General features: G+C 67.8%; 23 protein-coding genes. 10 read left to right on the top strand and 13 right to left on the bottom strand.

Annotated elements, in window-relative coordinates; translation table 11 throughout:
* Positions 1–7 precede the first annotated feature (7 nt).
* Both ACQ1RG_RS05260 and ACQ1RG_RS05255 read left to right on the top strand, forming a co-directional pair.
* The gene (locus ACQ1RG_RS05260; protein WP_430600613.1) at positions 8–433 is read left to right on the top strand and encodes an ArsR/SmtB family transcription factor; all 426 of its coding nucleotides are present in this window, start codon (positions 8–10) and stop codon (positions 431–433) included.
* A 1-nt stretch (position 434) separates the two neighbouring features.
* Positions 435–926 carry an SRPBCC family protein gene (locus tag ACQ1RG_RS05255; RefSeq protein ID WP_101624285.1) on the top strand — a complete coding sequence of 164 codons (492 nt, stop codon included), beginning with the start codon at positions 435–437 and terminating at the stop codon, positions 924–926.
* Positions 927–990: 64 nt separating this feature from the next.
* Here the strand turns inward: ACQ1RG_RS05255 and ACQ1RG_RS05250 are convergent, their stop codons facing one another.
* Together ACQ1RG_RS05250 and ACQ1RG_RS05245 are read right to left on the bottom strand one after the other, a co-directional pair.
* Entirely contained in the window at positions 991–1,653 is a 663-nt protein-coding gene (locus ACQ1RG_RS05250; RefSeq protein ID WP_430600611.1) for a GntR family transcriptional regulator, read from the bottom strand.
* 5 nt (positions 1,654–1,658) lie between these two features.
* Positions 1,659–3,527 carry a gamma-glutamyltransferase family protein gene (locus ACQ1RG_RS05245; protein WP_201671813.1) on the bottom strand — a complete coding sequence of 623 codons (1,869 nt, stop codon included), beginning with the start codon at positions 3,525–3,527 and terminating at the stop codon, positions 1,659–1,661.
* A gap of 139 nt (positions 3,528–3,666) precedes the next feature.
* Here ACQ1RG_RS05245 and ACQ1RG_RS05240 point away from each other — a divergent pair, with 139 nt between their 5' ends.
* Positions 3,667–4,368: a YoaK family protein gene (locus ACQ1RG_RS05240; RefSeq protein WP_131248195.1), complete on the top strand. Its 702-nt coding sequence runs from the start codon at positions 3,667–3,669 to the stop codon at positions 4,366–4,368.
* A 335-nt stretch (positions 4,369–4,703) separates the two neighbouring features.
* Here ACQ1RG_RS05240 and ACQ1RG_RS05235 read toward each other — a convergent pair whose 3' ends face one another.
* The 3 genes from ACQ1RG_RS05235 to ACQ1RG_RS05225 are packed head-to-tail and all read right to left on the bottom strand — an operon-like array spanning position 4,704 to position 10,006.
* The gene (locus ACQ1RG_RS05235; protein WP_131248196.1) at positions 4,704–7,271 is read right to left on the bottom strand and encodes a GcvT family protein; all 2,568 of its coding nucleotides are present in this window, start codon (positions 7,269–7,271) and stop codon (positions 4,704–4,706) included.
* 51 nt (positions 7,272–7,322) lie between these two features.
* Positions 7,323–8,759: a flavin reductase family protein gene (locus ACQ1RG_RS05230; protein WP_131248197.1), complete on the bottom strand. Its 1,437-nt coding sequence runs from the start codon at positions 8,757–8,759 to the stop codon at positions 7,323–7,325.
* On the bottom strand, positions 8,756–10,006 hold the full coding sequence (locus ACQ1RG_RS05225; protein ID WP_236586982.1) for an aromatic ring-hydroxylating oxygenase subunit alpha: 1,251 nt from the start codon (positions 10,004–10,006) through the stop codon (positions 8,756–8,758). Before ACQ1RG_RS05225 ends, ACQ1RG_RS05230 begins: the two co-directional genes overlap by 4 nt.
* Before the next feature lie 199 nt (positions 10,007–10,205).
* On the opposite strand from ACQ1RG_RS05225, the gene ACQ1RG_RS05220 reads away from it, so the two are divergent.
* Positions 10,206–11,138 carry a LysR family transcriptional regulator gene (locus ACQ1RG_RS05220; protein ID WP_009380154.1) on the top strand — a complete coding sequence of 311 codons (933 nt, stop codon included), beginning with the start codon at positions 10,206–10,208 and terminating at the stop codon, positions 11,136–11,138.
* A gap of 553 nt (positions 11,139–11,691) precedes the next feature.
* Positions 11,692–12,906, top strand: coding sequence for a formaldehyde dehydrogenase, glutathione-independent (fdhA, locus tag ACQ1RG_RS05215; RefSeq protein ID WP_201671815.1), 1,215 nt, complete (start codon positions 11,692–11,694; stop codon positions 12,904–12,906).
* A gap of 165 nt (positions 12,907–13,071) precedes the next feature.
* Here fdhA and ACQ1RG_RS05210 read toward each other — a convergent pair whose 3' ends face one another.
* From ACQ1RG_RS05210 to ACQ1RG_RS05180, 7 genes are read right to left on the bottom strand one after another with little or no spacing between them, the layout of a single operon-like run.
* Positions 13,072–14,118: an LLM class flavin-dependent oxidoreductase gene (locus ACQ1RG_RS05210; protein WP_201671816.1), complete on the bottom strand. Its 1,047-nt coding sequence runs from the start codon at positions 14,116–14,118 to the stop codon at positions 13,072–13,074.
* 42 nt (positions 14,119–14,160) lie between these two features.
* Positions 14,161–14,361 (bottom strand): 2-hydroxymuconate tautomerase, encoded by a 201-nt coding sequence (locus tag ACQ1RG_RS05205; protein WP_063248713.1) that lies wholly within the window; start codon positions 14,359–14,361, stop codon positions 14,161–14,163.
* Positions 14,362–14,366: 5 nt separating this feature from the next.
* Positions 14,367–15,848, bottom strand: coding sequence for an aldehyde dehydrogenase (locus ACQ1RG_RS05200; RefSeq protein ID WP_201671817.1), 1,482 nt, complete (start codon positions 15,846–15,848; stop codon positions 14,367–14,369).
* On the bottom strand, positions 15,845–16,693 hold the full coding sequence (locus ACQ1RG_RS05195; protein ID WP_430600610.1) for an alpha/beta fold hydrolase: 849 nt from the start codon (positions 16,691–16,693) through the stop codon (positions 15,845–15,847). The genes ACQ1RG_RS05200 and ACQ1RG_RS05195 overlap by 4 nt, the downstream gene beginning before the upstream one ends.
* 12 nt (positions 16,694–16,705) lie before the next feature.
* The gene (locus tag ACQ1RG_RS05190; RefSeq protein ID WP_201671819.1) at positions 16,706–17,257 is read right to left on the bottom strand and encodes an amino acid synthesis family protein; all 552 of its coding nucleotides are present in this window, start codon (positions 17,255–17,257) and stop codon (positions 16,706–16,708) included.
* Positions 17,254–17,934 (bottom strand): amino acid synthesis family protein, encoded by a 681-nt coding sequence (locus ACQ1RG_RS05185; RefSeq protein ID WP_082834830.1) that lies wholly within the window; start codon positions 17,932–17,934, stop codon positions 17,254–17,256. Before ACQ1RG_RS05185 ends, ACQ1RG_RS05190 begins: the two co-directional genes overlap by 4 nt.
* Entirely contained in the window at positions 17,931–18,623 is a 693-nt protein-coding gene (locus ACQ1RG_RS05180) for a GntR family transcriptional regulator (RefSeq protein WP_063248716.1), read from the bottom strand. Before ACQ1RG_RS05180 ends, ACQ1RG_RS05185 begins: the two co-directional genes overlap by 4 nt.
* Positions 18,624–18,739: 116 nt before the next feature.
* On the opposite strand from ACQ1RG_RS05180, the gene ACQ1RG_RS05175 reads away from it, so the two are divergent.
* Entirely contained in the window at positions 18,740–19,714 is a 975-nt protein-coding gene (locus ACQ1RG_RS05175; protein WP_063248717.1) for a flavin reductase, read from the top strand.
* 77 nt (positions 19,715–19,791) lie between these two features.
* A complete protein-coding gene (locus tag ACQ1RG_RS05170; RefSeq protein ID WP_063248718.1) occupies positions 19,792–21,477 on the top strand; it encodes a BCCT family transporter in 1,686 nt (561 codons plus the stop codon).
* A gap of 84 nt (positions 21,478–21,561) precedes the next feature.
* Here the strand turns inward: ACQ1RG_RS05170 and ACQ1RG_RS05165 are convergent, their stop codons facing one another.
* Entirely contained in the window at positions 21,562–22,770 is a 1,209-nt protein-coding gene (locus tag ACQ1RG_RS05165; RefSeq protein ID WP_063248719.1) for a M20 metallopeptidase family protein, read from the bottom strand.
* 166 nt (positions 22,771–22,936) lie between these two features.
* Between ACQ1RG_RS05165 and ACQ1RG_RS05160 the strand changes: the two genes are divergently transcribed.
* The 3 genes from ACQ1RG_RS05160 (at position 22,937) to ACQ1RG_RS05150 (ending at position 26,004) form a co-directional block, all read left to right on the top strand.
* On the top strand, positions 22,937–23,503 hold the full coding sequence (locus ACQ1RG_RS05160; protein ID WP_082834831.1) for a dihydrofolate reductase family protein: 567 nt from the start codon (positions 22,937–22,939) through the stop codon (positions 23,501–23,503).
* A gap of 105 nt (positions 23,504–23,608) precedes the next feature.
* Positions 23,609–24,358, top strand: a complete 750-nt coding sequence (locus tag ACQ1RG_RS05155; RefSeq protein ID WP_063248720.1) for a SurA N-terminal domain-containing protein — start codon at positions 23,609–23,611, stop codon at positions 24,356–24,358.
* 272 nt (positions 24,359–24,630) lie between these two features.
* Positions 24,631–26,004 carry an L-lactate MFS transporter gene (locus ACQ1RG_RS05150; protein WP_063248721.1) on the top strand — a complete coding sequence of 458 codons (1,374 nt, stop codon included), beginning with the start codon at positions 24,631–24,633 and terminating at the stop codon, positions 26,002–26,004.
* Positions 26,005–26,013 lie beyond the last annotated feature (9 nt).

The following is a 26,013-nucleotide window of genomic DNA, read 5'->3' as shown; positions in this document are numbered from 1 at the left end:
GGGCTCAGTGGACGATCAGCTCTCGAAGGTGTTCGCGGCACTCGCGGACACGACCCGCAGGGACATCGTCGCCCGGCTCAGCGTCGCCGACGCGACCGTCGGCGACCTCGCCGAACCCTACGAGGTCAGCCTGCAGGCCGTGTCGAAGCACCTCAAGGTCCTCGAGGACGCGGGACTCGTCACCCGCAGCCGGGACGCCCAGCGCCGACCGGTGCACCTCGAGGACAACGTCTTCGACCTCATGACGAAATGGATCGAACGGTACCGACGCCAGGCGGAATCCCGCTATCAGCGCCTCGATGCCGTCCTCGAAGCGATGGACGCGGACGAGGACGGTTCGGCACCCGACTCAGGGGCCGCCTCGGCGAGGGAAGTCGGCACTTCGGCACAACCCACACCACCCATCACAGGGCAATCACGCAAAGGAGCATGACATGACCACCGACACCGATCACAGCCAGGTGAAGCTCGACGTTCCGGAGGGAACCCAGTCGCTCGAGATCACCCGCGATTTCAACGCGAGCCCTGACAGAGTGTTCCGCGCGCATATGGATCCGGAGCTCTTCGTCAAGTGGAACGGGCCCGAGGAGATCACGAACACGATCCGCGAATGGGACCCGAAGACCGGCGGGAACTGGAGCTACGTCTCCCGCGACGACAACGGCGAGTATGGCTTCTTCGGCTCCTTCCACGAGGTCCGCGAGAACGAGCGCATCGTCCAGACCTTCACCTTCGAAGGCTTTCCCGACGCGGTCAACCTCGAGATCATGACGCTGACCGACCTCGGCGACGGACGGACACGGCTGTCCTCGACGGCGATCTTCGACTCGGTCGAGTCCCGGGACGGCATGGTTGCCGCGGGCATGGAGTCCGGCATCGTCGAGGGCTACAACAAGCTCGACGCCCTCCTCGCCGAAGGGGCCTGAGGCTGGGGACCGGCCTTGGCTGGGGACCGCCCGCACCCAGCCGGCTGTCCCCAGCTGTGCGCGCCTAGTCGGCGGTCTCTGCCATCATCGCGAAGTACGCGTCGCGGCTGCGGCCGACGTGCTCACCCATGAGCTCGGCGGCTGTCACCTCCTGACCGGCGTCGATGGCGGCGAGGATCGCGCGGTGCTCGGGCCAGGCGCGTGAGCCGCGGCGGCTGACGTTGAGCGAGTAGAGCCATTCGATCTTCCCCGAGATCTGCCGCAGCAGGCTGATGAGCGAGAGGCTGCCGCTGAGTTCGGCGATGGCGAAGTGGAACCGCATGTTGAGCACGGCGAGCTCCTCGAACCGCCCATCGGCGATGACGACCTCACCGGCCTCGAGGATGTCGTTGATCTCCTTGCGCACCGCTCGCCAGCGCGGATCGGGCTCCTCACCGTCGGCGAGGGCGGCCGCGCGCTTCGCCGCCCGTCTGGCGGTCGCGGATTCGAGGACGATGCGGATGTCGAAGAGGTCCTCGGCGTCCTCGATCGGCGACGGCGCGACGACGCTGCCGACGTAGGGTCGGGATTCGACGAGCCCCTCGGCTTCGAGCGAGCGCAGCGCCTCTCGGACGGGGATCCGTGAGACCGCGTACTGCTTCGCCAGCGCCGTCTCCCGCAGCTTCGTCCCGGGGGTAAGGACGCCGGAGATGATGTCGGAGCGGATGCGCGCCCCGACTGCGTGCATCGGCATCATCGCCCCGCCGCGTAGCCCTGGGCACCGCGCGGGTTGGCCGCGGCGGCCAGCGTCCCGGTCTCCGGTTCGCGTGTCACGCACGAGAGTCGTCCGAGCTCCCAGTCACCCGCCCGCGTCACCTCGTGACCGCGTCGGCTCAGCCCCTCGATGACCTCATCGCCGAGGCGGTCCTCGACGACGGCTCCGGCCGGCACCCAGGTGCGGGGCCAGAACGAACCGGCCAGGGCGGTCGTATGCAGCGCCGGGGCGTCGATCGCCTGTTGCGGAGCGTAGCCGCCGACGAGCATGCGGAGGATCATGAGCAGCTGCCACTGCTCCTGCTGGTCACCGCCTGGCGAGCCGAGTGCGATGACCGGCTGCCCGTTCTTCGAGATGAGTGTCGGCGTCAGGGTGGTGCGTGGCCTCCTGCCTGGTCGCAGTGCCGACGGGGAGGTCTCGTCGAGCCACATCATCTGCAGGCGGGTGCCGAGGCAGAAGCCGAGATCGGGCACGACGGGCGAGGACTGCAGCCATCCTCCCGACGGCGTCGCCGAGATGATGTTGCCCCACCGGTCGACGACGTCGATGTGGCACGTGTCGCCGTTGTTCGTGCCGTTCTTCTGCACGGTCGGTTCGCCGATGCCCGCCTTGATGAGCTCCTCCTTGTCCGCCCCCTCGGGCACGAGCGGAGGAGTGAAGACCGGGGCGTCGCCGTTCCTGTCGGGCCCGGGCCGGAACTCGTCCGAGGCAGTGTCGGCGATGAGCGCTCGCCGGCTCGCGGCGTAGTCCTCGCTGAGCAGCCAGTCGAGGTCGACGTCGGCGTCGCCGTAGTAGGCGTCGCGGTCGGCCATTGCGAGTTTGAGAGCCTCGAGGATCGTGTGGGCCCCGATCTCGGTCGAGGGGTCAAGGCGCTCGTCGTCGAAGCCCTCGAGGATGCGCAGGGTCTGGAGCAGCGCCGGTCCCTGTCCCCACGGGCCGATCTTCGCGATCTCGTACCCGCGGAAGGTGATCGTCACCGGGGTCTCGAACTCGGCGTCGAAGCCTGACATGTCGTCCACGGTGATGACCCCGGCGTGGTCCCCTCCGGTCGAGTGCCGGTGCGGGGTCGTGACGAACTCCGCGATCGCCTCGGCGACGAACCCGGACTTCCACGCCGTCCGTGCGGCCCGGATCCGCTCGACCCGAGCATCCCCGGAACCCTGCGTTTCGCTGCCGCTGTCGGCGGCGTCGGTCCCTGCAGCACCAGCACCGGCCACGTCGTCACCGGCGGCGATGAGGCGGCGGAGCACCTCGGCGTAGGGGCGGTTGACGATGATCTCCCCCGCCGCGGGGATGCGGCCGCCGGGCATCCACAGCTGCGCCGAGGTCGGCCAGTGCTCGGTGAAGAGCTCCTGCACGCGTTCGATCGTGCCGACGACGCGGGCGAGGACGGGGTGGCCGTTGTCCGCGTAGTCGATGGCGTAGGCGAGGACATCGGCGAGCTCCCAGGTCCCGTGCTCCTGAAGGAGGAGAAGCCACGCGTCGACGGAGCCGGGGACGGCTGCGGCGAGCGCTCCGGCGCCGGGGACCATGTCGAGGCCCTCGCTGCGGTAGTGCTCGATCGTCGCCCCGGCCGGGGCGGGACCCTGACCCATGAGGATCTGCGGGCGGGCAGGATCCTCAGCGGTCGCAAAAACCCCGGTCATGTCACCGCCGGGGCCGTTGAGGTGGGGTTCGACGACATGGAGGACGAAGGCGCCGGCGACGGCGGCGTCGAAGGCGTTCCCGCCGCGTTCGAGGACGGACTGCGCCGAGGCGGTCGCGAGCCAGTGCGTCGATGCCGACATCCCGAAGTGGCCCTCCAGGGTGGGGCGGGTGGTGAAAGCGGCGGGAGGCGTGTACGCCATGTCAGTGTCCCTTCATCGAGTTGGGGTCGAGGGCGTCGCAGATATTGCATACAATCTAACGTGTACTCACTGTTTTGTATACAACCGGACCCCGCTGTCCGAGTCGGACGGTCGGACCGCTGCGAAAGGGGGGGCCGCGATGGATCGCCGTCTCGACCTGGCCATGCTCCTCGTGCTCACCTTCTCCACCGGGATGGTCGACGCGATCGGCTACCTCGGTTTCGACAAGATCTTCACCGCGAACATGACGGGCAACGTCGTCATCCTCGGCATGGCGCTCACCGGCGCGGATGACCTGCCGGTGCTGCGGCCTGCGCTTGCGCTCGTCTTCTTCATGGTCGGCGCGGCGATCGGCGGTCGCGTCATCGGTCAGCGCGGAGCGGACTGGCACCACCGCACGACGGTGATCTTCGCCCTCGTCGCGCTCGGCTGCGCGGGCCTCGCGGTCTACGTCGGCCTCGTCCCGAACCCGGAGATCGGGCTCGCGGGAACGGTCTTCACCTCGGCGCTCTCCGCGCTCATGGGCGTCCAGGCAGCAGCGGCGAGGCGGATGAAGATCGCCGACATCACCACCGTCGTCGTCACCTCGACGATCGTCGGCCTCGCCTCGGACTCGCGGCTGGCCGGCGGGGACAGCACGAACTGGGTGCGCCGAGTCCTCGCCGTCGCTCTCATCCTCGTCGGTGCCCTCGCCGGTGCCGCCTCCCTGCTCATCAATCAGTGGATCGGCATCGCGATCGTCGCCGTCATCATCGCCGTCGCCGCATTCATCGGTCACCGCGGGATGCATCGCCGCACCCGCGCCGAGGCGGCCACCACTCCCGCCGAGGCCCGAACCTGACCAGCGCCGCTCCCCGGTCAGGGCCCCCGCCCGGGGCCTCCCCGCTCGATCCACGCCGCGGGTGAAATCCGCGTCGCCCGAGACGCGGAATTCGGGCCCCGCGTGGATCGACAGCTGGCCGCGTCGCGAGCACGTCGATTTTCGAGCCTCGCGTGGATCGAGCGGGGGACCCGGCCCGGCAGCCGCCCGACTCCAACCCGTTTCGAGGACGCTGAGTGTCGATTCTGAGCTCGCGGATCGACACTGCGCGTCCTTAGGTCCGTTCGGCGGCGCGGCGGCGGGGACGGCGCGGGCAGTGCGCTGCGCACCACCCGCGCCGCCTCAGCACTCGGGTCTCACCCGCGCAGGCGGGTCATCTCCGGGTCGTAGAGCGGTTCGGCCGTGACGGTGGCGGGCACTCGGCGGCCGAAGTACTCGATCTCGACAGCGTCGCCGACGCCCAAAGTGTTCGGCAGCCACGCGTAGGCGATCGCCTTCCCGATCGTGTACCCGTACGCCGCCGAGGTGACGTACCCGTCCGCCCGAGTCGCGGGCGACCCAGAGCCACCCTCCGCGCCGGTTCCCGCGGCCGGGGCCCCAGCACCTTCAGCCCCCGCACCCGCGACGTACACCGGTTCCTTGCCGAGCACGATGTCGCTCGGCTCGTCGAGGGTGAGGCACGTGAGCCTCTTCGTCGTTCCCGCCGCCCGATCGGCGAGCGCCGCCTTGCCGACGAAGTCGTCGGTCTTCGAGGCCTTGACGGCGAACCCGAGACCCGCCTGCTCCGGTTCGTGCTCGCTCGTCATGTCGGTGCCGAAGGACCGGAATCCCTTCTCCAGCCGCAGCGAGTTGAATGCCTCGCGGCCGGCGGCGATGATCCCGAACTCCTGCCCGGCCTCCCAGAGCACATCCCAGAGCCTGTGTCCGAGATCCGCCGAGGTGTAGAGCTCCCAACCGAGTTCCCCGACGTAGGACAGGCGCATCGCCGTGACGGGGATGCCCGCGACCGAGATCTGCTTCGTCCGGAAGTACTTGAGCCCCTCGTCACTGAGGTCGTCGTCGCTCACGGCGGCGATGACGTCGCGGGCGCGCGGTCCCCACAGCCCGATGCAGCATGTGCCCGGGGTCGTCTCCCGCACGGTCACCCACTGGCTCGGGTCCTCCGCGGTCTGCCGCTTGGCCGCCCTGGTGATGTAGGCGAGGTCGATGTTGCTGTTCGCTCCCACCTGGTAGGTCTCCTCGTCGAGGATCGCCACGGTGATGTCCGAGGTGATCCCGCCCGCCTCGTCGAGCAGCAGCGTGTAGCTCACCGCCCCCGGTTTGCGCAGCATCGACGACGTCGTCAGCCCGTGGAGCAGCCGGCCGGCGCCGGGACCCTTGACCTCGAAGCGCTTGAGCTGGGTCATGTCGTACATCGCGACGTTGGTCCGCGTCTTCCACGCCTCGACCGCGGCGATGGGCGAATGGAATTGGTTCGCCCAGTCGTCGCGCTCGGGAGCCCGCCATTCCTCGGGCAGCTCGTCGAGCAGCGCGGCGTTCGCCTCGTACCAGTGCGGGCGCTCCCATCCCGCGGCCTCGAGGAAGAACGCGCCGAGCTCCCGCTGCTGGGCATTGAACGGGCTCATCCGCACATCGCGGGGCGAGACCCTGGGCTGGAGCGGGTGGAGGACATCGTAGATCTCGCGGAAGTTCTGCTGCGAGGTCTCGCTGACGTACTCGGGAGCCGTCTGGATGTCTTCGAACCGATTGAGGTCGAGGCCCGAGAGGTCGGTCTCGGAGTGGCCGTGCGCGATGAGCTCGGCGACGGCCTTCGCGACACCTGCGGCATGGGTGACCCACACCGCCTCGGCGACGAAGAAGCCGTCGACGTTCCGGGACTGACCGACCAACGACCCGCCGTCGGGAGTGAAGGAGAAGATCCCGTTGAACCCGCGCTGGATCTGCGTCTGCGCGAGTTCGGGGAGGATCTCCTGGCTGATCTCCCATTCGCGGGCGAAGTCCTCGGGGGTGAAGGTCAGCGACGAGGGCATCCGCTCGTCCGTGATCTCGTCGGGCGAGTACTGCGGCAGCGTGTCGAGGTCGACGGGCATGGGCCGGTGCGCGTACGAGCCGATGCCGATCCGCTCACCCCACTCCCGGTAGTAGAGGTCCTCGTCCTGGTAGCGCAGGATCGGGGCGCTCGCTCCCTTCGGCAGCTCGTTCTTGCCCTCCAGGCTCGGCACTTCCGTCGACCACGCGAACTGGTGGGCGAGCGGCAGCAGCGGGATGGGGGTGTCGGCCATGGCGCCGATCTTCGGCCCCCAGAAGCCCGCGCAGCTGACGACGATGTCGGCAGGGAACCGCTCGTCCCCGGCGATGACGGCCGAGACCTTCCCACCGGAGTGTTCGATGTCGGTGACGACCGTGCGGTCGCGGAACTCGACGCCCGCGGCCTGGGCGCGGGCGATGACGAGCTGGGTCCCCTGGGCGGCGAGCGCGAGCCCGTCACCGGGAGTGAAGAGCCCGCCGAGAACCATCTCGGGATTGAGCATGGGGAACCGGCGCAGACACTCCTCGGCGTCGATGACCTCGGCGTCGACGCCCCACGCCCGATTCCAGCCGGCCCGCCGCTCGAGGTCGTGGAGGCGCTCGGGTTTCGTCGCGATCTCGAGCCCGCCGACGGGCAGGAACGAGCCCTTGCCGTCAGGTCCGGTGAGCGAGGTGAGCTTCTCGATCGTGTACTGCGCGAACTCCGTCATCGACTTCGACGGGTTCGACGAGAAGACGAGGCCGGGAGCGTGCGACGTCGACCCGCCCGGGATCGTCAGCGGCCCCTGCTCGAGGACAAGCGTGTTGGTCCAGCCCAACCGGGCGAGTTCGTCGGCGAGGTTGGCCCCGACGATGCCCGCTCCGATGATGACGACCCGTGGGGAGGAATTCGACACTGGGTTCTCCTTGCTGTGGTGAAGCTGCGGTGGAAATCTGGGGTGACGCCCTCAGGCGTCGATGACGAGATCGGACTTCGCCGTCGAACAGCAGGGAAGGAACTTCCCTGCCTCGATCTCGCGCGAGCGGATGCCGCCCTGATGGTTCATGTCGACCTCCCCGTCGAGTTTGACGACCTTGCACGAACCGCACATGCCCTCCTGGCAGTTCGCCCCGATGCGCACCCCGGCCTTCCTCGCGGCGTCGAGGATGACGACATCGGAGGCGACGCGGACGTTGATGCCCGAGCGCAGGAAGGCCATCGTGTGCTCGCCTTCTCCCACGGTAGCGAAGCCGGAGGTCTCCTGGGGTCTCGATTCGCCATCGACTTCGGCCAGCCCGGCTGCCGCCTCGGCGAGGGCAGCAGGGGCGTCGACGGGGACGGGAGCGTCGGCTGGCACGGCCTCGAGGGGTGCGCCGACCGCCTCGACGGAACCCTCGGCGCCGTACTCGGGTTCGTAGAGGTCGAAGGCCGACGGCTGCTGTTCGTAGTACTCCTCGGCCGAGGACGCGATCTCGCCGGCGATCTCACCGGCCAGGGCGACCTCCTCGGCGTATTCGAGGCGGGTGGCGCGGTCGCCGGAGAAGAACTCCATGAAGATCGACGTGTCGTCGACCCCGACCCGGGCCAGGCAGTCCGTCGCGGTGTTGAGGTAGCCCTCGGGCCCGCATGCGAAGACCTGACGGCCGTTGGCGTCGGGGACGACCTCGTCGAGGAGTTCGGCCGAGAGCCTTCCTGTCCGCCCCGTCCACTCCGATGAATGCGGGTCCGTCTGCGCCCGATCGCCGAGGCAGTAGACGACCTGGATCCGGAAGTCGGCCTTCTCGAGGAAGTCGAGTTCGTCGGTGAACGCGAAGCGGTCGGGGGCTGAGCCGTGATAGACGAGGATGACGTCGGCCTGGCCGGGCAGCGAGTGGATGGTGCGGATCATCGACATGAGCGGGGTGATCCCCGCACCGGCGGCGAGGAAGAGGTAGCGCGCGCGTCGGTCCCAGTCGGCGAGGTGGAAGGCCCCGACGGGTCCGAGCATCTCGAGCACCGTGCCCGGCCGGATCGACTCGTGCGCCCACGGGGAGACGAGGCCGGACGGGTCGAGTTTGATCGTCACGGAGAACGTCCACGGTTCGGTGGGCGCGGACGAGAGCGAGTAGCTGCGGGACTCCGGCTCCGCCTCGGCGCCGTAGATGGGGAAGTCGATGTTGACGTACTGACCCGACCGGAACGCGAGCGGGGCACCGTCGGTGCGGCGGAAGACGAAGGTCATCATGTCCCCGGCCTCGGGGATCGTCTCGACGCATTCGGCGGTGAACTCCTGCGGATGCCACGGACCGAGCGCCGTCGCCGCCCCGGCCGGACCCGCGGTCGAACCGAGCACCCGGTTCCACGGCATCTCGAGGCCCCGGATCCGCTGCGCGAGCGGGATCGTGGGGTCATCGATCGTCCTCATTCCACGTGCTCCCGCATCCTCATCACGTACCAGTTGATGAAGGCCTCGACCTGATATTCGCTCTTCATGTACGGGCCCTGCTCGTAGTAGGGGCTGCCCGCGCCCTGCTGGCAGAGCTCGACGAAGGCCTTGTCCTGGAGGTTCGTCTGCTTCCACGTGTGCGTGAGCGTCTCGAGGTCGTAGTCGACGCCTTCGACGGCGTCGTCGGCGACGAGCCACGTCGTGCGCACGAGCGTCTGGTGCGCGTTGATCGGGTACGCCCCGAAGGTGATGACATGGTCGCCGAGGAGGTGGAACCAGCTGTTGGGCTGCAGGTGCATCGAGCACCGGCCGAGGCGGAAGTCGGGCAGGTCGCCGAGCAGCTTCTTCGACAGCCGGCGCCCGTCGGCGGAGAACGACTCCCCCTCCCCGTCGAGGGATTCCCGGGAGATGCGGATGCCGGCGACCCGAGTGTCGAGCTCCTCGATGACCTCGTAGGGCAGACCGTAGCGGCGGCACCGGTACTCGAGGGAGGCCTGCGCCTGCTGGTTGCGCTCCCACACGTCGGCCAGGTGCGGGGGCACCGTCTCATCGGTGAGCCCCCACGTGGGAAAGAGCGAGCAGGCGAGTTCGGGGTGGCCGTCGCAGTGGTAGCACTCGCGGTTGTTCTCCATGACGAGCTTCCAGTTGCCCTCCTCGACGATGGTCTGCTGGTAGGCGACCTTCGTCTTCGCCAGCTCGTGCGGGGCGATGTAGGGGGCGAAGAGCTCTGCCACCTCGGCGAAGTCCGCAGGCGGTTCATCGGCGAGGCAGAGGAAGACGAGGCCGGCGACGACCGTTGCATGGGCGCGCTTGAGCGCGTAGCAGGCCTTGTCGAAGGTCATCTCCCCCGGCGCCGAGGCGTGGATGAGGTCCCCGTCGGGCGAATAGGTCCACGAATGGTAGCCGCACACGAGGTTGCCCGTCGTCCCCGACTCAGCGGTGAGCACGCGGGCGCCGCGGTGGCGGCAGACGTTGTGGAGGACGTTGACGCCGCCGTCGTCGGTGCGGAGCACGATGAGCGAGTAGGGACCGTAGTCGAGGGTGATGTAGTCCCCGGGTTCGGGGATCTCGGCGACGCTGCACGCGAAGACCCAGTGCCGGCCGAAGATCGCCTGCATGTCGAGGTTGAAGAGGTGGTCGTCGGTGTAGAACGGGGCCTCGAGTGAGAATCCCTGACGTCTGGTGTCGAGGAGGAGGCGGATCTCGTCGAGTCTCTCCTCGCTGATGCCGGCCGGAAAGCCCTTCTTCGTCGGTGCCAGATTGGTCGCGGTCAAATTCCCATCCCCCTCGATGCCGGTGAGTGTGCGATCAGCGGCGCCATCGCCCTGCAGCCGTGTCGCTGCTGTCACGATAGAACAGCCTCACACTGCACGAAAAGCGCGAGATCCTGCGGGACAATGTGCGGAATGAGTGCATAATGTCTCCATGATCGATCCGCGTCTCATCACGCTGCGGACCTTCGCCGAGACCGGCACGATCGCTGCCACCGCGGAGCTCACCGGATACTCCCCTTCGGCGGTGTCCGCGCAGCTGCGCGACCTCCAGAATTCGCTGGGGATGACGCTTCTGACCAAGGACGGACGCGGTCTGCGGCTGACGGCGACCGGCCGCTATCTCGTCCGCCGCTCCGACCGGCTCCTCTCCGTGTGGGAGGAGATCCGCGCCTCGTCGTTCACCGCCGGCGACCAGGCACCTTCCCATCTCGGCATCGGCGGGTTCTCCACCGCCTCGGCGAACCTCCTCGCTCCGCTCGCCGCGCATCTGCGCAGCACCCACCCCGACGTCCGCGTCCACATCGTCGAGGCGAGTCCGAGCCGGTGCTTCGACCTCCTCGTCGCCGAGCGCATCGACCTTGCCGTCGTCGTCTCCCCGCAAGGCGACTCCCGGGCCGAGAACGATGCGCGCTTCGAGAAGGTCGACCTCCTCGACGACCCGCTCGACGTCATGGTCCCCTCCGACCATCCTGTCGCCGGACGCGATTCGGTGACGCTGTCCGAACTCGCCGGCGAGGACTGGATCACGGCGATGCCCGGCTCGCCCTATCACGCGCTCTTCATCGCCGCGTTCACCGCCGCCGGCGTGACCCCGACGATCGCCCACGAGTCCGTCGAGTGGGAGACCTCGGCGGCACTCGTCGGCGCCGGCGTCGGGGTCAGCCTCGTGCCCCGGCTCGCGAGCCTCGCCGGCGAAGCCAATGTGCGACGGGTGAGGTTGGCCGGAACCGGGCGCCTGAGCAGGAAGATCATCGCCGCGGTGCGCACCGGCAGCCGCGGATCGCCGCTCATCCGGGAGTCCCTGCGCCACCTCAAGGCGACGTCGCAGCGGATTCTCGCCACCCGCCTCGGCGAGGCGGACTGAGACGCCGGGGGCGGGGCGGCGCGGGCGGCTCTGGCACTTCGACGCGGTGAACCGACAAATACGCGGTAAGCAGACCGCGTTTTTGTCGGTTGACCGCGTCGGTGGCTGTGGCGGCACGCTGAGGCGGCACGGCGGCAGCGCGGGCCGGCAGCATGGCGGGGAACCACCTCGACGCTTCGACTCGGTCAACCGCCTCGGCGCTTCGACTCGGTCAACCGACATATACGCGGTGAACCGACCCTCGGGCGACCGCCTCGGCGCTTCGACGCGGTGAACCGACATATACGTGGTTAGCAGACCGCGTTTTTGTCGGTTGACCGCGTCGGTGTCTGTGGCGGCACCGCGAGGCGGGCTGAGACGCCGGGTCTCCGCCCTCGGTATGCGCTTCCGGACCTCCACGGGTTCGATTAACGTGGCAAGCGATGGGGTGTTGACAAACTCTTCCCCGCACCACGAGACTGACACCACGTCTGATACAAGACTGATATTTCAGGAGGCCGATCGGCTCTCCCGCCGAACGTCTCAGCGATTCCGTCCGAACGGAGGCTCAAGGATGAGCAACAAGGCAGTCAGCTACGCAGGTCCCGGCAAGGTCGAGGTCATCGACACCGAATACCCCGAGTTCGTCCTCAAGGACGGTCCGGGCGTCAACCCCGCCAACGTCGGCCGGAAGGTCGATCACGGCGTCATCCTCAAGACGGTCGCGACGAACATCTGCGGCTCTGACCAGCACATGGTCCGCGGTCGCACGACCGCTCCCGAGGGGCTCGTCCTCGGGCACGAGATCACCGGCGAGGTCGTCGAGGTCGGCAGGGACGTCGAGTTCGTCAATGTCGGGGACCTCGTCTCGGTGCCGTTCAACATCTCGTGCGGTCGGTGCCGCAACTGCAAGGAGGGCAAGACGGGCATCTGCCTCAACGTCAATCCCGACCGCCCGGGCTCGGCGTACGGCTACGTCGACATGGGCGGCTGGGTCGGCGGCCAGGCCGAGTACGTGCTCGTGCCCTACGCCGACTGGAACGTCCTCAAGTTCCCCGACAAAGACCAGGCGATGGAGAAGATCCTCGACCTCACGATGCTCTCGGACATCTTCCCCACCGGGTTCCACGGTGCCGTCGGCGCCGGCGTGCAGGTGGGGTCGACGGTCTACGTCGCCGGTGCCGGTCCCGTCGGACTCGCCGCAGCCACCTCGGCGCTGCTCCTCGGTGCCGCCGTCGTCATCGTCGGCGACCTCAACGAGGACCGGCTCGCGCAGGCGCGCAGCTTCGGCTGCGAGACGGTCGACGTCTCGAAGGGCGACCCGAAGGATCAGATCGAGCAGATCCTCGGCACCCCGGAGGTCGACTGCGGCATCGACGCCGTCGGCTTCGAGGCCCGCGGGCACGGCAAGGACGCGAGCCATGAGGCTCCGGCGACCGTGCTCAACTCGCTCATGGAGATCACGCGGGCCGGCGGCAGCCTCGGCATCCCCGGGCTCTACGTCACCGGCGATCCGGGTGCCGTCGACGAGGCGGCGAAGGAAGGGTCGCTGTCGATGCGCTTCGGCCTCGGCTTCGCGAAGTCCCACGTCTTCGTCACCGGCCAGTGCCCGGTGATGAAGTACAACCGCGGCCTCATGCAGGCGATCCTCCACGACAAGGTCTCGATCGCGAAGAACGTCAACGCGACCGCGATCGGCCTCGACGAGGCGCCCCAGGGCTATGCGGACTTCGACTCCGGAGTGGCGAAGAAGTTCGTCCTCGACCCCCACGGGCTCATCCGCGCCTGAGCCCCCGACCATCGACACCGACACTTCGCGCCGAGACCGACACTTCGCGCCGAGACCGACACTTCCACCCGTCGGTCTCGATGCGAAGCGTCGGTCTCGGTGCAGCAGCGGCGAGCGCCTTGACCCCTCAGCGCCCGACGCGTCGACGGCGGAGGCGCAGTCGACTCACCGGAACTGCGGGACGACCTCGTCGATGAAGAGCTGCAGCGACGCCTTCTTCTCCTCGTGGGTGAGCGCATTGTCCGACCAGAAGCTGTACTCGTCGTAGCCGAGGTCTTCGTAGTGCCGGATGCGCTCGGTCACCTCGGCGGGAGTCCCGATCATCGCTGACTGGTGCAGCGACTCGAGGGAGAACTCCGGGCGGTCGGCGAACTTCTCCTCGGGCGTCGGGTCGAGGAACCCGTCGACCGGATCCTTCTTCCCGAACGCCCACGCGGAGAAGGTGCGGTAGTACTTGTTGATGCCCGCAGCTCCGACCTTCCAGCCCTCGGGGTCTTCGGGCGAATGGACGTAGGTGTGGCGGAGCACCATGATCTCCGGGCGCTTCTCGACTTCAGGGTGCGCGGCGAGCGCGGTCTCGAACTTGTTCATGAGGTCCTCGACCTCGCGATCGTCCTTCATCAGCGGTGTGACCTGGACGTTGCAGCCGTTGGCCACGGCGAAGTCGTGGGTCTCGGGACTGCGGGCGGCGAGCCAGATCGGCGGTGTCGGCGTCTGCACGGGCTTCGGCACGGCCGTCGAGACCGGGAACTGCCAGTGCTCGCCGTCATGGGCGTAATCGCCCTGGAGGAGCGCACGCATGGCCGGGACGAGCTCCCGCAGATACTCTCCTCCGTCGGCTGCGGGCATGCCCCCGGCCATCCGGTCGAACTCGAACTGATACGCGCCGCGGGCGATGCCGACCTCGGCCCGGCCGCCGCTGATGACGTCGAGGAGGGCGACCTCTCCTGCCGCGCGCAGCGGATGCCAGAACGGGGCGATGATCGTGCCCGATCCGAGCCTGATCGTCGACGTCTGCGCGGCGAGGGCGGCGAGCTGGGGCATCGGGCTCGGCGAGGAGACGTACTCCATCGAATGGTGCTCACCGATCCAGACGGTGCCGAATCCGCCGGCCTCGGCCATCTTGACGAGTTCGACGAGGTTCTGCCAGTGCTGTTCGGGGCTGATCGAATCGTCCCAGCGTTCCATGTGGAGGAAGAGCGAGAAGCGCATCGTTGGTCCTTTCCACCCGGAGCCTCGACTCCGGGACAGTGCTCAGTGGGTGGTGTCGTCGCGTTCGGCGATCGTGGTGTTCGTCCGCGACCAGAGTTCCTTCTCGACCTCGCGGACGATCACGGTGATGTTCTCGTCGGCGGCGCCGGTGGTCGTCGCCGCGACCTCATGGACTCCGGCGATGAGCGCGCGCAGCTGCTCGGGTGTGCGTCCCTTGGCGATGGAGATGTCGATGAGCGGCAATGTCCTCACCTCCCGAGGACGAACGGGTCGGCGACGGGCCCTTCGTCGGTGTTGATCCAGATGCTCTTGAGGCGGGTGTACTCGTGCATCGACTCGATTCCGTGCTCGATGCCGACACCGGAGTTCTTGAACCCCTGGCGCGGGGACATCGGCGACATCGCCCGATACATGTTGATCCAGATGGTGCCGGCCTCGAGCCGCTGGGACATGCGCATGCTGCGGGCGAGGTTCGTCGTCCACACGCCGGCCGCCAGTCCGTACTCGGTGTCGTTGGCGAGTTCGAGCACCTCCTCCTCGGTGTCGAAGGGCATGACGGCGGCCACCGGTCCGAAGATCTCCTCCTGGGTGATGCGCATGTCGTTCGTCGTGTCGGTGAGCACGGTGGGCTGGAAGAAGTAGCCGGGCAGGTCGACCTCGGGCCGGCCTCCCCCGTAGGCGATGCGACCGCCCTCTGCGACGCCGATGCCGACGTACTCGCTCACCTTGTCCAGCTGCGCTTGGAAGGCGAGCGGACCGAGTTCGGTCTCCTCGGCCATCGGGTCGCCGATGACGATGGAGGCGGCTCGGGCCGTGACCTTCTCGAGCAGCTCGTCGTAGATCCCCCGCTGGGCGAACACCCGGGAGCCCGCGATGCACGTCTGGCCGGCGGCGGCGAAGATTCCGGCGATGACGCCCATGGCCGCATTCGACACGTCTGCGTCGTCGAAGACGATGTTCGGGCTCTTGCCTCCCAGCTCGAGTGTCGATCCGATGAATCGTCCGGCCGCCGAGGCGGCGATCGCCGATCCCGTCCGCGTCGACCCCGTGAACGAGATCTTCGCGAGCTTCGGCGAGTCGACGAGGGCCTGTCCCGCCTCGGCGCCGAGACCGGTGACGACGTTGACGACTCCGGCGGGGAAGCCGGCCTCGTACGCGAGTTCGGCCAGCCGCAGGATCGTCCTCGACGTGTATTCGCTCGGCTTGATGACGGCGGTGTTGCCGGCGGCGAGGGCGGGCGCGAGCTTCGAGAGCGTCAGCGTCATCGGAGAGTTCCACGGCGTGATGAGGCCGACGACGCCGAGCGCCTCCCGCTGGGTGAAGTTGATGACCTCGGGCGAGTTCGTCGGGATCTGCGACCCCTGGACCTTGTCCGCGAGACCCCCGTAGTAGTAGAGGTACTCGGGCAGGCCCGCGAGCTGCCCGACCATCTCCCGCAGCAGCTTGCCGTTGTCCTGGCTCTCGAGCCGCGCGAGTTCGTCGGCGTTCTCGCCGATGAGGTCGCCGAACCTGCGCAGGAGGTGCCCGCGCTGGGTGGGCGTCGTCCGCTGCCATCCGCGGGAGGCGAACGCCGCGGCGGCGGCATCGACGGCCCTGGTCACGTCGGCTTCGGTGCCGCGTGCGAATTCGTAGAGCGTCTCCAGCGTGGCGGGGTTCGTGCTGGTGAGATAGCCTCCGTCGCTCGGGGCGCTGTGCTCCCCCGCGATGAAGTGGTCGAGTCTGGTCGTCATTCCGCGCTCCTCTCGGTCGGATCGGTCTCGGTCGGTGTGCTGCCGGGCTCGGCGGGAACAGCGTCCGTGTCGTCGTTGTCTGCGGTGATCCCGTCACCGGCGGTTCCGTGTCTCGCCTTGTCGATGAGGGCGCCGAGGCGGTCGACGAGTTCGTGAGGATTCGTCACCGGCAGCATGTGCCGGGCGCCGGGGACGATGTCGACCTCGGTGCCCGCGATCCTGTCCCTCAGTCGGAAGCTCATCTCCGGTGTCGACCCGGGATCGAGCTCACCGGTGATCGCAAGAGTGGGGACGGCGATGCCCGAGAGCTCCGGTTCGATGTCGCGGTCTCCGGTGGCGAAGACCGTGTAGGCATGGCCGTAGGACTCCGGATCGTTGCGCAGCAGCACCTCGCGGGTCTCCGCGCGCCACTGCTCGGAGTCGGCGTCTTCTCCGGTGGGAAACCACCGGTCGAGGGCGCGCTCCATGCTGCCGGCGAAGTCCTCACGCGCTCCGACCAGCCGCTGCCGGACCGCGTCCGACTCCTCCTCGGTGCGTGCGCACACGGAGCTCACGCACGTGAGGCTCCGGACCCGCCCGGGCTGGGTCACGGCCAGCTTCTGCACGATGAGCGCGCCGAGCGAGAATCCGACGAGGTGGACCGGACCGGGCGGCAGACGGAGGGCGACGTCAGCGGCCATCTCCGCCAGCGTCGTCGGTGCCGTCAGCGGCGGCTGAGCGCCGTGGCCGGGCAGGTCGAGCGCCATGGTCCTCCGGCCGAGGAGAGCCTCGACGCGCGCCCACACGGTCCGGTCGAGCCCCACCCCGTGGAGCAGGACGACGGGGACGTCATCGTCTTCCCGCATGATCGCTGCGCCCTACTTGTCCGCCGACAGCGGCGCGAGCCTCTGCTGCGGACGACCACCGGTCGATCCGGCGAGGGCGACGACGATCTCATCGGCGTGCGGAGCGTCGGAGATCCGCCATTCGAAGGTCTGGTGATGCGAGCGGATCGTCGCATCGGTGAAGTGCTTGAGCGGGATGTCGAAGATCGCTCCCGCCTCCGCGCGCTTCTCGACGGCGGGCAGGAGGGTGCTCGCCGAGGCGGCATCCCGGAAGTGGTTGCCGAACTTGAGCGTGTGGATGAGCGCCGAGCCGTGTTCGATCTCGCCGCCGAGCCCGACGATCGCCGCCTTCCCGTAGGCTTCGAGCTCACCGCCGAGGGCCTCCATGACGCGCGGCGCAAGCGTGGCTCCGAGGTCGCTCGCCGTCGCGTCGATCCCGGGCCCGAGGTCGTCGACGAATCCCTGTCCGTACCAGGGGTTCTCGATCACCGCGGCGACCGCTGCGACGCGGATCGGCGGGTCGACCGGGCGGCCGCCTTCGGCGAGGATGTCTTCGGTGATCGTCGTGATCTTGCGGATCTTCATGCGATGAGTCCTTTCAGGATGTCGGTGGTCACGGCGCCGTCGGTGCGACGGTCGCCGATGCGCGCGAACGGCCGGGGGCCGCTCGACGCTGCGGCGATGATGCAGATCTCGTCCGCGTGGGGGGCGTCGGGGAGGCGGACCTCGATGGACTGGTAATGGTCACGCGACGTCGCGTGGGTCTTGTGCCACATGGGAACCCGGATGCTCGCCGAGGCGGCCGCCCGACCGTCGGCGAAGCAGAGCACCGAGGTGCCGTCGAGCATCTCCCGCATGATGTTGCCGAAGTACGGGGTGTGGATGAGGGCGCCGGCGTGTTCGAGTTCCCCTGCCGTGCCGACGACCGCGGCCTTGCCGAAGGCCTCGACCCGGTCGGGGGCGCCGAGTGCCAGGAGGAGGCGGTCGGTGAGGACCTTCGCCAGGACGGGGGCGAGCTTCTCGGTCGCCGGACCGAGGTCCTCGTCGGGACCGGTGCCCGTCCACGGATTGCTGACGACGGCGACCGCTGCGGCCTGGATGAGCGGGGCATCGAGCTCGGTGCCGGCCTCGGAGAGGATCTCATTGCGATGGAGGGTGAGCGAGCGGACGCCCAACCGGCGCGCCAGCTCCTCGAAGCTCTGCGGCAGACCCTCATCCGTCGCCGAGTCTGCGGCGACGCCGATCATGGACTCCGCGCTCATCGGCCCTCCTCCTGGTCGGCGAGCTCGTGCGTCTCGGTCAGGGAGAGCAGTGCGGCCCGACTCGAGGCGCTCACGTGCTCGCGCATCGCGATCTCGGCACCGAACCAGTCCTTGTTCTCGATCGCTTCGATCACCGCGTGGTGTTCGCCGACCGATTCGCGCAGACGTCCGGGACGCTGCACGGCGCTGATGACGATCCGGTGGTAGGCGAGCTGATGCATGAGACGCTCATAGGTTTCGACGAGTTTGAGGTTGTCGGCTCCGCGCACCAGCGTCCAGTGGAATTCGTGGACGAGCCGAGCGTAGGTGTCGGCGTCGCCGGCAAGCGCCGCGGCATCGGAGGCGTCGGCGTTGTCCTTGAGCATCGCCAGCTCCGGAATCGCCCCGCGCCGGGCGAAGAGATTCGCCGCCAGGCCCTCGAGTGACTCCTTGAGCTGGAACATCTCGATGATCTCCCTGCGCTGCGGACGTCGGAGGAAGGTCCCCACCCGCGGTCGGATCTCGACGAGGCCCTCGTACTCGAGCTGCTTGAACGCCTCTCTGATCGGCGTGCGGCTGACCCCGAAGGACTCCGCGAGGCTGGACTCGGGGATCATGTCGCCCGGTGCGTAGCCGTCGCTGAGGATGAGCGAGCGAACCCGGTCGAGGAACGACTCGCTGGACTGAGCGTCGCTGGAAATCTGTTGCATACAAGAAAATTACTTGCATACATGACGGGATGTCAACAGTGCCGCAAAAGCATTGATTTTATCGACTTCATTAAATCTGTTGACGAATGCATCCGCCTCATTCTATCGTCTCTGGTATGCAAGAAGCACAAGACCTCACCCACAGCAGTGTGAAGCAGACCATCATCGACGCCTGGCATGCCGTCTGGGACTCCGACGACATCGACGCCTTCGACGCCCTCGTCACCGATGACTACGTGCGCGTCTCGACGAACTCCGGTCACGAGAAGGACGCGGAGGCCATCAAGCAGGAGATCAGGGAGATCCGCTCGGCATTCCCGGATCTCACGACGACGATCGATCACCTCCTCATCGAAGGCAGCGAAGCGGCTGTCTACTGGCATTCGGTCGGCACCTTCACCGAGCCGCTCAACGACGTCCCCCCGACGGGACAGACTGTGACGACGCACGGATCGAACCTCATCACGCTCGACGGGTCGCGGATCAGCCGCGAGCAGGTCACGTGGGATGCCCACGAGCTGCTCGCCGACCTCGGGCTCAAATCGCTGTCCTCGGCATTCGAGGCCGCTCCGGACGACGTCGTCACCGACGACCTCTCGGGCCGCCCGTCCGCTGACTCGCTCAAAGCCTTCAACCGTCAGTTCATCACCGGCGTCACCGTGGTCACGACCACCGACGAGGACGGGAAGCCGCGCGGTCTGGCGGTGAATTCGTACAACTCGGTCTCCCTCGATCCCCCGCTCGTCCTCGTCTGTGTGCAGAAGACGTCCTCGACCTACCCCGCTCTCTTCCGCTCCACCCACATGGGCATCAACATCATGAGCAGGAACCAGCGGGAGACCATCGGGGTGTTCGCGTCGAAGGCGCCTGACAAGTTCGCCAGTCTCGACTGGCACCCTGCGGCGAACGGGTCACCGCTCATCGACGGCTCCGCGGCGTCGATCGAAGTCGAGATCAAGGAGCGCTTCCAGGCGCTCACCCACACGGTCTTCATCGGCAGGGTCCGCAGTGCCGAGGCCACCGACGATGCACCGATGATCTACAAGGCCGGAAAGTTCTTCGACAGCGAGGACCTCCGGTCGCTGGGATGACCGTGAGGGGAGGACCCCACCGAAGCACCTGCACCAGATTCATTCAGAACTGATTCACAAGGAAGTGGAGTTCTCCCATGAAACACGAATCCGACCGCAGCGACGGGGATGACCACGAGGCGCAGCGAGACCACCGGCATGCGCAGCTCCCCGGTCGCGGCATGGAATTCGGAGACGGCATCTCGCCGGCGATGGCCGAGGCGAATGCCCTGCGCAGTCGGCCGGGGGCGGTGTTCTGGATCTCGATCGCCGGTGTCGCAGCGTTCACGCTTTGGGGCGTCATCGCGCCTGAGGGCATGGCGTCGACGATGACGACGGCGATGGACGCGGTCGCCGCGAACGTCGGCTGGTCCTACCTCATCGTCACCCTCGGCTGCATCGGCCTGCTCATCTACCTCGGGTTCGGCCGCTATGGTCGGGTCCGCCTCGGCGCCGAGGACGACCGCCCCGAGTTCAGCACATGGGCCTGGCTGGCGATGATCCTCTCCGCCGTCATGGGCATCGGCCTCATCAGCTACGGCGTGGCGGAGCCGATCTCCCACTTCACCACCCCACCCCATGATCTCGCAGCACCCGGCAGCACCGAGGCGGCCGTCGTCGCCCTCCAGTACTCGTATTTCGACTGGGGACCGCACGCGTGGGCGGTGTTCGGGGTGTTCGGTCTCGCGATCGCCTATTCGACTCACAAGCGCGGCAACACCGGGCTCATCTCTCCGATGCTCCGGCCGATCTTCGGCAAGGCGATGGACGGATGGCTGGGCAAGCTCGTCGACATCATGGCCGTCGTCGCGACGCTCTTCGGAACCACGACGTCACTCGGTCTCGGCGCCTCGCAGATCGCCGAAGGGCTCAATCGTGTGCTCGGGATCCCGAACGAGCTCTTCGTCCAGATCGTCATCATCCTCGGCATCACGGTGATCTTCACTCTCTCCGCCCTCTCGGGCGTCAACCGGGGCATCAAGTTCCTCAGCCAGACGACTGCCGTGCTCTCGATCTTCCTCGGCCTCTTCGTCCTCATCGCGGGGCCCACCGGCTTCATCGGCAACCTCTTCTTCCGCGCCACCGGCCAGTACCTCGGCGAGTTCTTCACCACGAGCCTGCTCACCCCGCTGACCTCCGATGCAGTCGGCTGGTACCAGTACTGGACCTACTTCATGATGGCGTGGTGGCTGAGCTGGGGTGCGTTCGTCGGAGTCTTCCTCGCGAAGATCTCCAAGGGGCGGACCGTGCGCGAATTCGTCCTCGGCGTCATGGGCGTGCCCAGCCTCGTCTTCTTCGCCTGGTTCACGGTCTTCGGCGGGACGGCGATCAAGATCGACATGGACGGCACCGGTGCGATCGGCAAGGCCGCCGCCGAGGACGTCAACTCCGCATTCTTCGAGACCCTGGGCAACCTTCCGCTCACCGGTCTGACGTCGGTCATCGCGATCATCCTCGTCGTCCTCTACTTCGTCTCCGGCGCGGACGCGAACACGTTCGTCCTCAGCATGCTCACCTCGCGGGGCACCCTCGAACCGAGTCGCTGGGTGCTCACCGTGTGGGGTGTGCTCACCGGTACGACGGCGATGGTCCTCTTCTTCGCCGGCGGTCTCGCGGCACTCCAGCAGGCTGCGATGCTCTCGGCACTGCCCTTCGCCGTCATCGTCGCCCTCCTCGGGATCTGCATCGTCAAGACCTTGCACGAGGATCACGACATGGATGCGTTCCGCACGGTGCGGCGCAAGGACCTGCCGCCGAGCCTCACCACCGCCGACGACAGCTGAGTCCCCGGCCATCGACACCGACACTTCGCGCCGAGACCGACACTTCCACCCGTCGGTCTCGGTGCGAAGTGTCGGTCTCGGTGCTCAGTCGGTCGTCTCCCCCGCCTCGTCGAGAAGCCGCGCGTACGCAAGGTGGGCGAGCGCTGCCGCCTGATCGCCGAGGAGGTCGTCGTCGAACTGCACGCGCGGGGAATGGTTCGTCTCCGCGTCCGGGTCGATGCCTTCGGGTGTGGCACCGAGGAAGACGAAGGCACCGGGCACCCTCTCGAGCACGAAGGAGAAGTCCTCGGAACCCATCCGGGGATGCTCGAGGGTGGCGACGTTCTCCTCCCCGAAGAGTCCGCGCAGGCGCTGGGTGACCAGGGCCGCCTCGGCGGGGTCGTTGACCGTGACCGGGAACCCGACCTCGAAGTCCACCGAGGCGGTGCACCGGTGGGCCCGCGCGATTCCCTCGGCGATCTCTCCGACCCGCTCCTGAAGCAGGGCCAGCGATTCGGCGGAGAGGAAGCGGATCGACGCGGCGAGCGACGCATCGTCGGGGATGACGTTCGTCGCCTGCGCGCCCTGCAGCTGAGTGACGGTGACGACGACGGGGTCGAAGATGTCGAACGACCGGGTCGTCATCGTGTTGAGGGCGAGCGCGAGCTCAGCGACCGCGGGCACCGGGTCCCGCGTCGACTGCGGCTGCGAACTGTGCCCGCCGGCCCCGTGGATGGTGACGTGGAGGTCGGCGAACCCGGCCATGAGCGGACCGCCCCTCGTCGTGAACCGGCCGCGGACATCGGCCTCGACGTGGATGCCGTAGGCGGCGACGACCGGCACTCCCGCCGCCTCGAGGACGCCCTCGGCGATCATCGGCTCGGCGCCGCCGTCGCTCTCCTCCGCGGGCTGGAACATGAAGATCACCGAGCCGGGCAGCTCATCGCGGTGTACGGCGAGCAGTCGGGCCGCCCCGACGAGGCCGGCCGTGTGGAGGTCGTGCCCGCATGCGTGCATGTTCCCGTTCGTCGACGCGAAGTCGAGCCCGGTCTCCTCGGTCACCGGCAGCGCATCCATGTCCCCACGCAGCAGCACCGCGGGTCCCGGGCGTCCGCCCCGCAGGACCGCCACCACCGAGGTGAGCGAATCCCCCGTGCTCACGTCGAGTCCCAGCCCCGCGAGGGCCTCGAGCACCTGAGCCTGCGTGAAGGGCAGATCGGTGCCGAGTTCGGGGTTCGCGTGGAGGGTGCGGCGGAGGGTGACGAGGTCGGGGAGGATGGACTGCGCAGCGCTGCGGAGATCAGGGATCGACATGCCTCCGATCCTAGTTCGATGCGCCGGCATCCCCCGCCCGGTCCACCTCCCGAGCGATCGGCCTCTCGCGCTCGTCGGCGCTTGGGCGTAGCGTTGTCGGCAACCGGGCCTGTGGCGGGACCGACGACGCAGCGCCCACGGGCGGGCCCCGACGAAGGAGTCAGCAGTGCGCATCATCATCACGCAGAACGTCACCCTCGACGGCCGGGTCGAGATGCTCGACGACTGGTTCGACCCGCAGGCCCAGGACGATGAGCTCCTCGCCGAGGTGAGGAGCCAGACCGCCCGCGAACAGCTCCTCCTGCTCGGTCGGCAGACGTTCGAGGACTTCCGCAGCTACTGGCCGGGGAAGAACGATGACACGACGGGCATCTCCGCGCAGATGGACAAGGTCGACAAATGGGTGTTCTCCTCGACCATGACCGATCCCCAGTGGGAGAACTCGCGGGTGATGAGCACCGACCCCCGCCTCGTCGTCGCGGGACTGCGCGATCAGCCGGGCCTCGACGCGATCCTCACCGGCAGCATCACGCTCGCCCACGAGCTCATCACCGCCGGCCTCGTCGATGAGTACCGGATGTTCACCTATCCCGTCTGGCAGGGCCGAGGTCGCGGTTTCTTCCCCGACGGGCACCGGCAGCCTCCGCTCACCCTGCTCGATTCGAAGGCGTTCGGCAATGGCGTCGTCTACTCGGCGTACACTCCCGCCGGCGAGGTCCCGACGAGCCTGTGAGCGTCGCGCCCGGGCCGTCCACCCGCCGTCCACCCGCCGGGCGCACAGCTCGCAATGATCCGCGCCTGTTAGCCTGGCAGGCTGAATCGACACACAGGAGTGATTGTGCCAAAGACCAAATGGTGGGTCGGACTCGCCGTGTCCCTCTCCGTCGCAGCGCTTGCCGGGTGCGGATCCTCCGGCGAGGACTCCGGTCCGGCGGTGACTTCGCCGGCGGCCGAAGCGAGCCAGGACGGCGCGCCGAACACCGCCGACATCCCCGACGTCGTCGCCGAGGTCAACGGCGAGACGATCACGAAGGACGACTTCGTCCCCCTCTACGAGACCCAGTACCAGCAGATGATGATGCAGGCCCAGCAGGGTGGTCAGCCCGTCGACGAGGAGGGGCTGAAGAAGCAGACGGCCGAGAACCTCGTGAGCACGAAGCTGCTCAGCCAGGAAGCTGACAAGCGCGGGATCGAAGCCTCCGACGACGACGTCTCCACCGCCCTCGACGAGACCGCCCAGGCCTCCCAGATGAGCAAAGACGACTTCCTCGCGGCGATGGCGGATCAGGGCATGGACGAGAAGAAAGTCCATGAGGAGCTGCGCACCCAGCTGAAGATCGAGGACCTCATCGCCGATGAGTTCGGCGAGTTCGAGGTCACCGACGAGGAGATCGGTGCCGCCTATCAGCGGGCGAAGGATCAGCAGGAGCAGATGGCGTCCCAGTCCGGCCAGGAGGCGCAGGTCCCCTCGCTCGACGAGATGCGCCCGCAGCTCGAAGAGCAGGTCAAGGGTGAGAAGTCGACCGAGGCGACCCAGAAGTTCGCGGGCGAACTGCGTGACAAGGGAGACGTCACGATCAATCTCTGATCTGCGGATTCCGTGCCCACAAGCTCACCTGAAATCATTCAGGGCAGTGATGCCCACTCCCACGCGGATCTCACCTGTAGTGGATCATTCAACCACCCGCCTCGGCGGGGATGACACGCGCGATCCTGAGGAATTTCCCCATGGATCTCGCAATATCCATGTGAGGCCTCTAGTCTGTATGGGATGAACGCGGTTCCCACCGGACCGCATTGGCACACCGCTTCCCCTCGCCGTCGTCGACGACCCGGGAAGCACAGACGAAAAGGGTCCCCATGGCTTCCGTACTCTCTCGGTCAGCGATCGTCGCGCCGAAGGACTTCAACCGATGGCTGATGCCGCCGGCGGCATTGGCGATCCACCTGTGCATCGGCCAGGTCTACGCCTTCAGCGTCTTCAAGAATCCCTTCATGGCGCACTTCGATGCGGGTGAGATCTCGATCGGCTGGATCTTCTCGATCTCGATCCTCATGCTCGGCATCTCCTCGGCGATCTTCGGCACATGGGTCGAGAAGGCCGGGCCCCGCGCCTCGATGGTCGCCGCCGGCACCTGCTGGGTCGCAGGCTTCCTCATCTCCGCCCTCGGGATCATGACCGGGCAGCTGTGGCTCGTCTACTTCGGCTACGGCTTCATCGGCGGCATCGGACTCGGCATCGGCTACATCTCGCCGGTCTCGACCCTGATGAAGTGGTTCCCCGACCGTCCGGGCCTGGCCACGGGCCTGGCGATCATGGGCTTCGGCGGCGGAGCGCTCATCGCGAGCCCCCTGTCGAACCAGCTCATGTCCTTCTACGGCGGCGGCAGCGAACCGGAGAACCTCGTCGCCGGTCTCACCCCGACGTTCCTCACCCTCGGCATCATCTACGCCGTCGTCATCGCCGCCGGCGCCTACGTCATCCGCGTCCCGCACCCGGACTGGAAGCCCGAGGGCTTCGACCCGTCGACGATCAAGGCCAAGCCGATGCAGACGACCGGCAACGTCTCGGCGAAGAACGCCGTGCGCACCCGCCAGTTCTGGCTGCTGTGGATCGTCCTCTTCCTCAACGTCACCGCCGGCATCGGCATCCTCGAGAACGCCGCCCCGATGATCCAGGCCTACTTCGGCATCACGGCCGCAGCCGCCGCCGGATTCGTCGGCCTGCTCTCGATCGGCAACATGGCCGGCCGTTTCGTGTGGTCGACGACGTCGGACTACCTCGGCCGGAAGAACAACTACATGATCTACCTCGGCGGCGGAGCCATCCTCTACCTCGTCGTCGCACTCTTCGGCGGCGGGTCGATCGTCCTCTTCGTCGCAGCGACGCTCCTCATCATCTCGTTCTACGGCGGCGGCTTCGCGACGATCCCCGCCTACCTCAAGGACCTCTTCGGCGTCTTCCAGGTCGGCGCGATCCACGGCCGCCTGCTCACCGCATGGTCGGCAGCAGGTGTCGCCGGTCCGCTCATCGTCAACTCTGTCGTCGAGGCCGGGGAGAAGGCCGGCAAGACCGGACCCGAGCTCTACACCCCGGGCATGTTCATCATGGTCGGCGCCCTGGCCATCGGCTTCGTCGCGAACCTGCTCGTCACCCCGGTCAAGGACAAGTACCTCGAACCCACGACCGCCGAGGCGACCCCGAAGTCCGCATCGACGGCTGAGACCGACTGAAGGAAGGAG

Origin of the sequence: Brevibacterium sp. K72 (assembly GCF_050562175.1) — a bacterium.
In the GTDB taxonomy this organism is placed as follows: Bacteria; Actinomycetota; Actinomycetes; order Actinomycetales; family Brevibacteriaceae; genus Brevibacterium; species Brevibacterium casei.
This window is presented reverse-complemented; position numbering and strand designations above follow the sequence as displayed.